Genomic DNA, 12,713 nt, shown 5'->3' with positions numbered 1-12,713 from the left:
GTATGCAAATTTAGCATACAATGCCGGATCCGAAAGGGTTAAAGTGCAGATTAAGTCAGTCGCAAAATTTGCTTGTCAGCTCTTAAACATAGGGGTTGCAAGGAAATTCAATTAAAATAAACTAACTTTTATATGCTTTTGTAAAGCGGTCAAAATCTTGGGTTTTTAATAACCCCAGGCGTAGCCAGTTTGGACGCTCTTTGAATGCGCGTAATAATATTCCTTGGGCGGCTAGATGTTGATATATGGAGGGGCTGTCTGGGCGATCAACCAGACAGAAAAGGGGAGTGCTGCGGGTAGTAGAAATGCCCATTTCCCATAAAAACTGATCCATCGCGCTTGCTTGAACATTTAACTGTTGTTGCATTTTTTGTACCCAAGATACATCAACCAAAGCTGCTTGCACAATTTTTAATATCCCCCCGGCAATAGGCCAGGGGCCCATCATCTTTTGGAGTTTGTGGATCAAGGGATCACTCCCTATCGCAAAGCCAATTCTTACTCCGGCGAGCCCAAAAAATTTTCCTAAAGACCTTAAGATAATCAATCCCGGTTGGTTGGTATGGGAGGATAAGCTAATGGTTGGGATTGTATCGGCAAAAGCCTCATCGATGATCAATCCGCCTCCTAGGTCAGATAATTGGTGATGAAGGCGTAACAGGGCTTCTTTGTCAAAGATGCGCCCGTCAGGGTTATTAGGATTAACCACGATTCCATATCGGCAATCCGTTTTTCTTATATCATCGAGACTAGGGCAAAAGGTAATAGGGAAACCAGCATGGTTAAAAGCGGATGCGTGACCGCTATAAGTGGGGGAAATAATTGCAATGGGTTGCGGTGGTATCAAATAGGCCAAAGATTGGATTAAGGTTTGGGAACCTGTGCCAATAGCAAGGGATGCTGAGGGGGGAATGTTATAATATTGGCGTGCCACATCTAAGGTGTTCTCCAAATATTTTTTGGTTGGCAGGAAATGCCAATCCGCAGTTGTAATAATAGGGATAGGATAGGAATAAGGGTTAATACCGGTCGAAAGATCTAGCCAGTTTTCCAAGGGAACGCTGAAGCGTTGACTGGCCCACATCAAATCTCCCCCATGTTCAGGAATCGATGATAAAGAACGGGGCATAAGATGATTCATTAAACAATAATTGCCAATAAAAAGGAAAAGTTATAATTGACGAATGGATAACAGCATGTTCAAGTTCACGAGGGACGATTGAACCCTATTTATCTGTCCAATAAAGGGAAAATTCTGAATTTGCAAGATTATCCTGTTCAAAGCGAACCCCTCTCATCAAAATTGACGCTCGTGCTTGGTGGGCGGCGCTCAGGAAAAAGCGCTTTTGCTGAAAATTTGCTGCGGGCCCAGCCAAATTGTCTATATATTGCCACCGCAGCTCAAAATCCGGTGGATCAAGAAATGATCGCAAGGATTAAATTACATCAACAGCGTCGGGCAAAAAACTGGCAAACGATAGAAGAAAGCTATGACTTGGCAGGCGTTTTAAGGCACCATCGTCAATCAAACGCCATTATATTAATTGATTGTCTGAGTATGTGGGTTAGCAACTTATTGCTAAACAATCAAGATGTTTGGAAAGAAATAGACAAGCTGGACCAAGTCATGTCAACTCATCCTGCCCGTATTGTTTGTGTTAGCAGTGAAGTGGGCTTAAGTATTGTACCAGATAATCAATTATCGCGTTTATTTGCTGATTTTCTGGGCAGCCTTAACCAAACAATCGCGCAGCGTGCGGAGCGAGTATATTGTTTAATTGCGGGCCTGCCCATAATATTAAAAAATAAAAATCTTTCATAGAAAGAAAATATTTCAATGAAAAAGATTCCTGCTACCATCATTACCGGGTTTCTGGGTGCTGGTAAAACCACTCTTCTTCAGCATATGCTGCAACATAATAGGCAACGCCGTTTGGCTTTGATCATAAATGAATTTGGAAAAACGGGTATTGACGGCGAATTACTCCAGTCTTGTGGATCAGACTTATGCCGCGAAGAAGATATTGTTGAATTGGCAAATGGTTGTCTGTGCTGTACGGTGGCGGATGATTTTATCCCGACCATCGATACATTGTTAAACCGCTCATCTTTACTCGATCATATCATCATTGAAACTTCCGGTCTGGCTTTACCTAAACCCTTAGTTGCAGCCTTTAATTGGCCAGAAGTGAAAGCCCGCTTAACGGTTGACGGTGTTATCACTGTCGTGGATGGGTTGGCGGCCTTAGATCCGCAATTGCCTGGGCTGCAACCTTTACTTAAATCTTCTGCAAGCCCGCCCGCGCAGCATGAAAATGCGGTGCATGAATTATTTCGCGATCAATTGGCTTGCGCGGATATGATTGTTTTGAATAAAACGGATTTACTAACAGGGTTGCAAATACAGCAAGTAACCAATCTTTTGCAAAAACATAAACGGCCATCTGCAAAAATTATCAACAGCCGCTTTGGGCAGATACCTACGGAAATCTTATTGGGAATTGGGGCAGAGGCGGAAGAAAATTTAGACAGTCGCTTGTCCCATCATGATCAACATCCAGAGGAGGATCATGGTCATGCAGAATTTACCAGTTTCTCAATCCCATTGCCGGTTATTCAAGAAGTTTCTTCTTACATCAAAACTTTTGAACAATTATTGAATAATCCAGGGGTTTTAAGGATTAAGGGATTTGCCAAAGTTGCACATAAACCCATGCGATTGGTCATTCAGGGAGTGGGTGCTCGGGTAAACTATCATTATGACCGTCCCTGGAAAAAGCAGGAAAAAGAACAAGGTGTATTGGTTGTGATTGGCGACCATCGTTTGGATGAACAACGAACGCGTCAACAGGTCTTGTTTCCTAGCATCCGTACTTCTTCTTAAACCCATGCATATTTTATCCAGCCAACAAGTCAGCCTGCAAGATACGCCTTTGCCCATCGATTTACAACAAACTCCGGGCGATATTATTTTTTTATCTGCGGCGGATACAGACTTGATGGTGGTGGCCAAAGCGTTGCTGCAAATACCACAGCCTTTTTTCAAGGTAAGATTGGCCAGCGTAATGCAGCTGTCCCATCCTTATTCGATTGATTTATACATTGATACCGTTATTCGCCATGCTAAAATTGTAGTCGTGCGGTTGTTGGGGGGGCGTCGGTATTGGCCGTATGGGGTTGACCAAATCTGCCAGATTGCCAAAGAAAATCGGATTAAGGTAATATGGGTAGCTGGGGATGATCGCTGGGATGATGAATTGCAGCAATTATCAACAGAAACACCTTCTTTCACTGAGCAAATATGGCAATATTTTGTGCATGGGGGCATTGAAAATATTGTTCATATGTTCCAGTCATTGGGTGGATTAATAGGCAAGCCTGTGATGCCAACTCCACCCAAATCATTATTACGGGCTGGGATATATTGGCCCCAGAAACAAATCATCGGCTTACATGATATACAAAACGAATGGCTGGATTCTGTCATTGGGACAACTGCAATTGTTTTTTACCGCGCCCTTTTGCAAAGCGGGGACTTAGAGGTAATTGATAGGATTATCCAGCATTTACAAAGACATTCCTTAAATCCCTTGCCAATCTTTGTCAGCAGTTTGAAAGAGAAAACGGTTGGTCAAATGGTTGGCGCAATTTTAGCGCAAGCCAAACCATCGGTTATCTTGAATGCCACCGGTTTTGCTATCGGCCACAATGAAAACGAGGCGGCTGATCCCTTGCGTTTAGCCAATTGCCCAATCCTCCAGCTTGTTTTATCCAGTTCTGATCAAACCTTCTGGCAGCAACAAAAAAATGGCTTGTTAGCGCGTGACATGGTGATGCAGGTGATATTGCCGGAAATGGACGGCCGGATTTTATCACGCCTTATTTCTTTTAAGGAAAAAAGCAATATTGATCCCTTGACTGAGCATATTATGGTTCGCCACCAGCCCGTGGATGATCGAATTGATTTTGTCTGCAAGCAGGCTTATAACTGGGCTTTCTTACAAAAAATTTCACCTTCAAAGCGACATGTATCCCTTATTTTATCCAATTACCCAAATCGGGATGGCCGCTTAGCCAATGGGGTTGGGTTAGATACACCGGCATCGGCCGTACAACTAATGGCAGCTTTAAGGCAGGCAGGCTATGATCTGCCAAACCATCCTCAAAACGGCGAGGATTTGGTTAATTGCTTGCAAAGCGGCCCCACCAACGCCAATCCGCATCGTCCCGGTGGTGTTAGGTGGGCAGAAGAAGGATACCGGGCTTTTTTTGAAGCATTACCCAAATCCCTGCAAGAGGCGGTAACCAAAAGTTGGGGATCTTACCAACAAGATCCTTTTTTCCAGGCCGGACATTTCCGTTTGGCTATCCATCAATTTGGGAATCTTACCATTGGTATTCAACCTATGCGTCGCTTAATTAATCCATCGTCATCCATTGAGCAGGACGATCAGGCGAATTATCATGATCCTTTTCTGCCTCCTCCCCATCACTATCTGGCATTTTATGGATGGTTAAGACAGGTTTTTAAGGTTCATGCCTTTATTCATATAGGTAAACACGGCAATTTGGAATGGTTACCAGGCAAGGCAATCGGCCTATCAAGCGATTGTTTTCCGGAGGTGATTATGGGACCCATCCCTAATCTTTATCCTTTTATCGTTAATAATCCGGGTGAGGGCAGCCAGGCAAAACGACGAACATCGGCGGTGATCATCGATCATTTAACCCCACCTTTAGCTAGGGCGGAAAATTACGGTGATCTTTTGGAAATTGAAAAGCTTTTGGATGAATATTACCAGGCAGCAAGCTTTGACCAGCGCCGTGCAAAAATCCTGCATGAGCAAATTCTTTCGCATGCTTCTCTTTTAGGAATTATGGCGGATGAGAAAATAGGGGGAGTGGGTCATACCATGAAAATTTTATCTTCCCTTGATCGGTATGTATGCGATGTGAAAGAAAGACAGATCAGGCAGGGGCTGCATATCATGGGGATTGCATTAACCCAAGAAAAAATTGCAGATTTTCTGTTAGCAATGGGTCGGTTGCCGCGGGATAATGGCCAAGGTGGGAATGCCTCTTTACTGCGCGCGTTGGCCGCTGATCTTGGGCTTTTAGACCATCATTTTGATCCTTTGCAAGCCAAATTTGAGGAAGTGTGGAATGGCAAACGCCCCGCCATACTGCAATCTATGCTGGATAGTCCCTGGCGCAATACAGGTGATACGGTCGAGCGACTGGAAATACTTGCGGCGAAACTTTTATCAAAGTTGGAAATGCTGCCTGCAAAATGGGTTCAAACACAAGCAGTCATCAAGCAGTTAGAGGAAATTTTATTACCAAAATTACAAGCTTCCCCTCACCTGGAAATAACCAATTTGCTGAAGGGATTAAATGGAGAATTTGTACCTCCTGGCCCCTCCGGTGCGCCAACACGCGGCCGGTGGGATGTATTGCCTACGGGAAGAAATTTTTATTCAGTTGACACCAGGCAAGTGCCAACAGCAGCGGCTTGGCAACTGGGGTGGAAATCAGCAACTCTATTACTGGAGCGTCACCGTCAGGATTATGGCGATTGGCCAAGAACTGTGGCTTTAAGTGCCTGGGGCACCGCTAATATGCGAACTGCTGGTGAAGATATTGCCCAAATGTTGGCAATGATGGGGGTAAAACCAGTTTGGGAAATGGTTTCCGGCCGCGTGACCGGAATTGAAATTATTCCTTTATCCGTGTTGGACCGGCCAAGAATTGATGTTTGTTTACGCATATCGGGATTTTTTAGGGATGCCTTTCCTGCCCAAATAGACTTGTTAAATCAAGCGGTACAGGCGGTTTCAAACCTGGATGAAGCAGCTGACGACAATCCATTGGCGGCGCAAATCAAACAGGATAAAATCCGCTTAAAATCGGAAGGGGTTGGTGACCAACAGGCGGATTTGATGGCAGGGGCAAGAATTTTTGGTGCTGCCCCCGGATCTTATGGGACTGGATTACAGGCTTTCATCGATGATGGTGTGTGGCAAAACCGGCAACAGCTGGCCGCTGCTTTTATTGATTGGGGCAGCCATATATATTTGGGCCACCATCAAACGGAATATTCCCCCCAAATGTTCCGTCAAAGGTTGCATAAAACCCAAGCCATTATCCACAATCAGGACAACCGGGAACATGATATATTGGATAGCGATGATTACTATCAGTTTGAAGGTGGCTGGTCGTTAGCAGTCGAAGAGGTGCAAGGGCAATCTGTTCCCATATGGCATAATGATCACTCCAATCCTGCAAATCCCCAAATCCTCAGTTTGCAACAAGAAATTGGGCGGGTTATCCAATCCCGCGCAGCCAACCCCAAATGGCTTAAAACAATTATGCAACATGGCTATAAGGGGGCTTTTGAAATTGCGGCAACGGTGGATTATTTAGTGGCTTTCGCCATTACCACCAACTGTGTCCAAGATCACCATTTTGATCGTTTATATAAAGCCTATCTGGAAGATCAGGAAGTGATCGATTTTTTATCAAAAAATAATCCGTCTGCGTTAAAAGAAATTGCCGAAAAGTTTTTAGAAGCTCAAAATCGGGAATTATGGCACCCTCGTTCTAACCAAGCCCGGGACCATTTACTCAAATTTGCGAAAGGTCGTGTGTGATGAAGAAAAAGCCTGAAACTGTTGAAGAAATTGAAATGGCTAATGAAAAATCACGGCGCCGACAGGAAGTACGGCAGCGTATTTTGGCAACAAAAGTGGTTGAGAAGGGGTTGCTGATTGTCCATACCGGCAATGGCAAGGGCAAGTCAACGGCTGCTTTTGGTATGGTTTTACGGTCGCTTGGACATGGCTATAAGGTTGGGATTATTCAATTCATTAAAGGCGGCTGGCACAGTGGAGAACGTACCGCCTTGGAAAAATTTGGTGATCAAGTCATGATCCGCTGTTTAGGGGACGGCTTCACTTGGGAAACAAAAAATGTTGAGCAAGACATGCAAAAAGCTCAAGAGGCTTGGCAGGTAGCTAAAGATATGATGATGGATCCCCAATTTCATCTTATTTTGTTGGATGAACTTAATATTGCTTTGCGGTATGAGCTGTTGTCCTTATCAGAGGTATTAACGACCTTACAGGCCAGGCGGCCAGACTTGCATATGGTGATCACCGGGCGGCATGCCAAACCAGAATTGATGGAAGCAGCTGATTTGGTTACCGAAATGAAAATCATCAAGCACCCATTCCGGCAGCAAGGGGTTAAAGCACAGGCCGGGATAGAATTTTGATTGAACTGCTTCATCGATCTTAGGAAAAATAATGGCAAATAAAGCTTTGATGATTCAAGGGACAGGTTCCCATGTTGGTAAATCATTAATCGTGGCCGGGTTATGCCGACTGCTCAAACAAAACAGCGTACGGGTTGCCCCTTTCAAGCCACAAAATATGTCCAATAACGCAGCTGTTGCAAGTGATGGCGGCGAAATCGGCCGTGCCCAAGCTTTACAGGCCTATGCTTGCGGCATTCTACCAAGCTTCCATATGAATCCTGTGCTCCTGAAGCCCCAACCACAGCAAATGGCCCAAATTATTGTCCAGGGTAAATGGTGGCGAACTGTTAATGCCCGAGAGTTCCACCAAATCAAGCAACAATTGATGCCCAAGATTTTGGAAAGCTATCAAATACTGGCCGATGCGTATCAAGTGATGATGATCGAAGGGGCGGGCAGTCCAGCCGAAATTAATTTACGTTTACATGATTTAGCGAATATGGGGTTTGCCGAAGCTGCCGATGTGCCCGTAGTATTGGTTGCGGACATTGAACGGGGTGGCGTTATTGCCAGTGTGCTTGGAACGTATCATTTGTTTTCAAAGGCTGAACAGAAGCGGGTCAAAGGGGTTATCATCAATAAATTTCGGGGTGATATCTCGCTATTTGTGGATGGCCAAGAAGCGATTGAACAAAAAACCGGCTGGCCCGTTTGGGGGATCATCCCCTATTTTCCTGATCTACATTTATTACCGCCGGAGGATAGTTTATCTATCCCCCTTCAATCAAAGGTAAAAAAGCCCATTAAAATCGCCGTACCCTTATTGCCCTACCGCGCTAATATGGACGATATAGATCCATGGGTTGCTGAACAGGGCATGGAAACGATCCCCGTTCACCCCGGACAACCCATTCCTATGAATTGCCAACTGGTTATTCTAACAGGATCCAAATCAACCATCGCGGATCTGCAATTTATCCGTCAGCAAGGCTGGGATATTGATCTAATGGCCCATTACCGACAAGGCGGTTATATTGTAGGGTTATGTGGGGGATTCCAAATGTTAGGTCAATGGATCCATGATGAGGCGGGAATAGAAGGGAAGACCAAAGAACAGCCAGGGCTTGGCTATTTTGATTTTATAACTGCCATGCAACCGGAAAAAATTGTTCGCGAACAGCAAGCTACGGAATTATTAAGCGGCCACTTGGTTAGGGGTTATGAGATCCATTTAGGGAAAACGACGGGCAGTTCGTTAAAAAAACCATTGTTGCGTTATGACAATGGTGATACCGACGGCGCTATATCAAAGGATGGGCGTGTGTTGGGATGTTATTTACATGGTTTGTTTGCTAATGATCAATTCCGGCATGATTTTTTAAAGCGGTTATCGCCAGATTTCAGCAGCACCCTTTCCTATCAGCAACAAACCAACCGAATCTTAGATGATTGGGCCGCTCATCTGCAACAGCATCTAACCCCTCAATTTTTGCAACAATTCCTGAATTTACAACCTAAATGAAAATAATAAGGCCGATGGTTCCGATACCAAAAACTGCCATTAATAAACAACCCAATCGGTAAATATGTAAAGCTTGATATATATCATAGAAGTTTGCCTGTTCCCGACCGTTTGGGTGGAACCAAGCTGCTTGATCTTCCTCCCCTTGATACCAGCGAGGGCCGCCTAGACGGATATCCAAAATTCCAGCCATGGCAGCTTCCGGCCAACCGGCATTTGGTGAAGCATGTAAACGGGCGTCTTGCATCATGATGCGCAGGCCCCTTTTGGCGGATCGTATAGATAAACCCAGCAAAGCAGCTAATATCAGCAATAAACCAGATAAACGGGCCGGGATTAAATTCAGCAAATCATCGAAACGGGCTGCTGCCCACCCATAATAAAGATAGCGGTCGTTCTTGTGCCCAATCATGCTATCTGCGGTGTTAGCCAATTTGTAAATAACGATTCCCGGCAACCCCGCTACAGCCAGCCAAAAGAAAGGAGCAACCACCCCGTCATTAAAACTTTCTGATAATGATTCGATGGCGGCGCGGCTGACACCAGTTCCATTTAATTGATGTATATCGCGCCCAACAATTTTACCAACAGCAGAACGTGCCTGGTCTAAATCTTGCTTCTGCAGTTGTGAGGCCACTTTCTTAACATGCCGATATAGGCTATTTTGGGCTAGAAATACGCCGCTGATTAAACCGACAATGATCCAACCATAGGGTTGCTTCAATAAATATTGTTGGGCGCACCAGCTAGCCCAGCCCAATACCCCTATTAGTATCATGAGGTGCAAGATCCCCCAGATGCGTTGGAAAAGGGCAGACCGTTTGGGATAATGGATAGCCATATCTGCTTGGTGGATCAACCAACCGAACCAGGTCACCGGATGTGGAATATATCTGTAAAACCACAGGGGATCACCGATGATTACGTCGCTGACCCAGGCAACTGATAATAGAAAAAAAATTGACTCGAAGCTTGTTCCTATCATGATAGGCAGTATAGAAGATAATGGATAGTAATCACCAGATGTTTTTGAAGATGAATAAAGGGATGTGAAACATGGCTAAGAAAATTGGGGTTATGTTATGTGGACATGGCAGCCGGGATGATCAAGCTATTCAGGAATTTGCCCACTTTGTCCAGGAATTTGCTAAAATACAGCCGGAATACCCCATCAGCAGCGGATTTTTAGAGTTTGCACAACCTGTTATCCGTCAAGGTTTAGAGGCGTTAAAGGAAAGTGGCGTCAATCACATCATCGCATTGCCGATTATGCTGTTTGCGGCGGGCCATGTAAAAAATGATATTCCCTCTGTTTTACAAGAATTTGCGGCACAGCATCCTGAAATTCAACTGGATTTTGGCCGTGATTTAGCCCTTGATCCACAATTGTTGCAGGCAGCAAGTGAACGGATTATAGAAGCAGAAGAAAAAGCAACTCAACACATTGACCGGCATGAAACTTTGTTATTGGTTATAGGGCGGGGAACATCCGATCCTGATGCCAATTCTAATATTGCCAAGATTGCACGGATGTTATGGGAAGGCATGGGTTTTGGTTGGGCGGAAGTGGGCTATAGCGGGGTTACATATCCTTTGGTTGATGAGGCTTTACACCATGCCGTGCGGCTAGGGTATCGCCGTGTTATTGTTTTCCCCTATTTTCTTTTCACGGGTATTTTGGTTGATCGTATTTATGAAGCCACCGATAGGGCGATTGCGGATTACCCCGAGATAGAATTTATTAAAGCCCCTTATTTGAATGATCATCCCCTGGTTTTACAATCTTTTAAAAACCGTGTCCAGGAAACGTTACATGGGCAAAACGCCATGAATTGCCTGCTTTGTAAATACCGTGAAGCGATTATTGGGTATGAGGAAGATAAAGGGGCCCCGCAACAAGGGCATCACCATCATGTGGAGGGGATCGGTACTAATTCGGATCATGGCCATACCCATCAACAGAGGAAAACAGGCCAACTGAAACAGGCGATTATTTATAATCGCTTGTCAGCCAAAAATTGACATCCATAATGGAAAGATGGTAGTGCAGAAACGGCAGTAAAAGGGGATATTTTTGGCTGATCCATTGCAACAAACGCGGAATTACTTAAGGGATCCAAAAAGGATCTATCAACAAAGCTTTGAAACAATAACGAAGGAAGTTGATCTGACCCCTTATTCCCCAGCTGTGAGGCCGGTGGTAAAGCGCGTTATTCATGCCTGCGGCATGACCGATATCATGCAGGATTTGGTTGTTAGCGACAGGTTGCCTGAGGTCGTTCGTGCAGCTATGACGCACCATAGAATTTTTTGTGACAGCCGGATGGTGCAGGCTGGGATATTGACCAGGTATCTTCCTCCCTCTTTGACGATTGAGTGTTCTTTGGATCATCCTGATGTCCGGCAATATGCCGAACGACACCAATTAACCTTATCGGCGGCAGCGATGGCTTGTTACAGCCAAAACTGGCAAAATGCCATCCTTATCATTGGCAATGCCCCGACGGCTTTGTTCGAGTTATTACATCAATTAAAAATACAATCTACGAAGCCTGCTGCTATTATCGCTTTCCCGGTGGGCTTTGTAGGGGCCGCCGAGTCAAAAGATTTGTTGGTAAAAACCCCCCATGGTATTCCCTTTATTACGCTTTTGGGGCGTAGGGGTGGCAGCGCTATGGCTGCTGCGGCATTAAATGGCATTTTAGTGGGGGATCAAACCGATTGATACATAAACCCTGGTTGACAATTGTGGGCATGACGGAAAATGGTTGGCAGGCGGTTCCAGATAATGCCAGGCAACTTATTATAAAGGCAAAGCATGTTTTTGGCCCTGAGCGCTGGTTGGAACAACTACCGCCCGCTGCCCCTATTAAACATCTTTGGCAACGGCCCTTATCACAATCTATTGATCAAATTATGCAATTGCGTTACCAACCGGTGGCTGTATTAGCAACCGGTGATCCTTTATGGTTTGGGGTGGGAGCCACCTTTGCGCGCATGGTACCGATTGAAGAGATGCGCATATTTCCTAGTGTGTCTGCCTTTTCCTTAGCTTGTGCCAGATTGGGGTGGGCGCTTAACGAAGTGGTTTGCGATACCCTTCATGGCAGACCTATTGATAAGGTTCGCGGACTTTTCGCCCCTAAACATAAAATCTTATTATTGGGACATGATGCCGAAACACCCAAGCAGGTTGCCCATATCCTCACTGATCTGGGCTATGTTGATAGTGACATGACGGTTTTGGAACAAATGGATGGCGCTACTGAAAAAAAGACATCGGGAAAGGCCGTTGATTTCCTATCAGCCGCTTTTCATCCCCAGCATGTAATCGCTATCCGCTGCCAAGATAGGCCCGTGCAATCAATTATCCCACCTATCATGGGTATTCCTGACCATCTATTCCAGCATCATGGGAAAATAACCAAACGGGAAACCCGCTTATTGACTATTTCAGCTTTGCAACCTTATGAGGGGGATTGTTTATGGGATGTAGGGGCTGGGACAGGTTCTGTCTCTATCGAATGGTTAAGATGTGGTCGCTTGATGCAGGCCTTTGCCATTGAAGATGATCCAGAGCAATTAGTTTGTTTGGACAAAAACCGGAATTTCTTTGGGCTTGAAAATTTACACATTATCCGCGCAAAAGCACCGCAAGCCCTGCAAGATTTACCAATACCACAAGCCATATTTATTGGTGGGGGAATTCAAAACCCTGAAATATTGGAATATTGCTGGAAGCGTTTGCCCAAAGGTGGACGGTTGGTTGCTAATGTAGTGAGTTTGGAAGGGGAGGCCCTTTTGATTGCTTGGCAGGTACAATATGGCGGTGATTTAACCCGCATCCATCTGGAACGTTCGGAAAAAATGGGGCAATTAAGCGGTTGGCGACCTTCGTTGCCTGTCCTTCAATATGTGCACACAAAGAAATGATGT

Annotated in this window: 10 protein-coding genes; 8 read left to right on the top strand and 2 right to left on the bottom strand. The window is 45.0% G+C overall.

Annotated features, from left to right (window positions below; translation table 11 throughout):
* Window positions 1–121 precede the first annotated feature (121 nt).
* Window positions 122–1,129, bottom strand: coding sequence for a threonine-phosphate decarboxylase (locus tag IPP67_02060; GenBank protein ID MBL0337986.1), 1,008 nt, complete (start codon window positions 1,127–1,129; stop codon window positions 122–124).
* A gap of 132 nt (window positions 1,130–1,261) precedes the next feature.
* On the opposite strand from IPP67_02060, the gene cobU reads away from it, so the two are divergent.
* Genes cobU through IPP67_02035 form a run of 5 tightly spaced genes read left to right on the top strand, consistent with a single transcriptional unit; the run spans window position 1,262 to window position 8,777 of the window.
* Window positions 1,262–1,822: a bifunctional adenosylcobinamide kinase/adenosylcobinamide-phosphate guanylyltransferase gene (gene cobU / locus IPP67_02055; protein MBL0337985.1), complete on the top strand. Its 561-nt coding sequence runs from the start codon at window positions 1,262–1,264 to the stop codon at window positions 1,820–1,822.
* A gap of 15 nt (window positions 1,823–1,837) precedes the next feature.
* Window positions 1,838–2,884: a cobalamin biosynthesis protein CobW gene (gene cobW / locus IPP67_02050; protein MBL0337984.1), complete on the top strand. Its 1,047-nt coding sequence runs from the start codon at window positions 1,838–1,840 to the stop codon at window positions 2,882–2,884.
* A 4-nt stretch (window positions 2,885–2,888) separates the two neighbouring features.
* Window positions 2,889–6,650: a cobaltochelatase subunit CobN gene (gene cobN / locus IPP67_02045; protein ID MBL0337983.1), complete on the top strand. Its 3,762-nt coding sequence runs from the start codon at window positions 2,889–2,891 to the stop codon at window positions 6,648–6,650.
* Entirely contained in the window at window positions 6,650–7,273 is a 624-nt protein-coding gene (gene cobO / locus IPP67_02040) for a cob(I)yrinic acid a,c-diamide adenosyltransferase (GenBank protein ID MBL0337982.1), read from the top strand. The genes cobN and cobO overlap by 1 nt, the downstream gene beginning before the upstream one ends.
* Window positions 7,274–7,304: 31 nt before the next feature.
* Complete coding sequence (locus IPP67_02035) at window positions 7,305–8,777, top strand: cobyric acid synthase (GenBank protein MBL0337981.1); 1,473 nt, start codon at window positions 7,305–7,307, stop codon at window positions 8,775–8,777.
* Here the strand turns inward: IPP67_02035 and cobD are convergent.
* The gene (gene cobD / locus IPP67_02030; GenBank protein ID MBL0337980.1) at window positions 8,770–9,762 is read right to left on the bottom strand and encodes a cobalamin biosynthesis protein CobD; all 993 of its coding nucleotides are present in this window, start codon (window positions 9,760–9,762) and stop codon (window positions 8,770–8,772) included. The genes IPP67_02035 and cobD overlap by 8 nt on opposite strands.
* 71 nt (window positions 9,763–9,833) lie before the next feature.
* On the opposite strand from cobD, the gene IPP67_02025 reads away from it, so the two are divergent.
* From IPP67_02025 to cbiE, 3 genes are all read left to right on the top strand, one after another.
* A complete protein-coding gene (locus IPP67_02025; GenBank protein ID MBL0337979.1) occupies window positions 9,834–10,799 on the top strand; it encodes a sirohydrochlorin chelatase in 966 nt (321 codons plus the stop codon).
* 64 nt (window positions 10,800–10,863) lie between these two features.
* Window positions 10,864–11,502, top strand: a complete 639-nt coding sequence (locus IPP67_02020; protein ID MBL0337978.1) for a precorrin-8X methylmutase — start codon at window positions 10,864–10,866, stop codon at window positions 11,500–11,502.
* Window positions 11,499–12,710, top strand: coding sequence for a precorrin-6y C5,15-methyltransferase (decarboxylating) subunit CbiE (cbiE, locus tag IPP67_02015; GenBank protein MBL0337977.1), 1,212 nt, complete (start codon window positions 11,499–11,501; stop codon window positions 12,708–12,710). Before IPP67_02020 ends, cbiE begins: the two co-directional genes overlap by 4 nt.
* The last annotated feature ends 3 nt before the right edge of the window (window positions 12,711–12,713 follow it).

Source organism: Rhodospirillaceae bacterium, from assembly GCA_016722635.1.
GTDB lineage: Bacteria > Pseudomonadota > Alphaproteobacteria > JAEUKQ01 > JAEUKQ01 > JAEUKQ01.
This window is presented reverse-complemented; position numbering and strand designations above follow the sequence as displayed.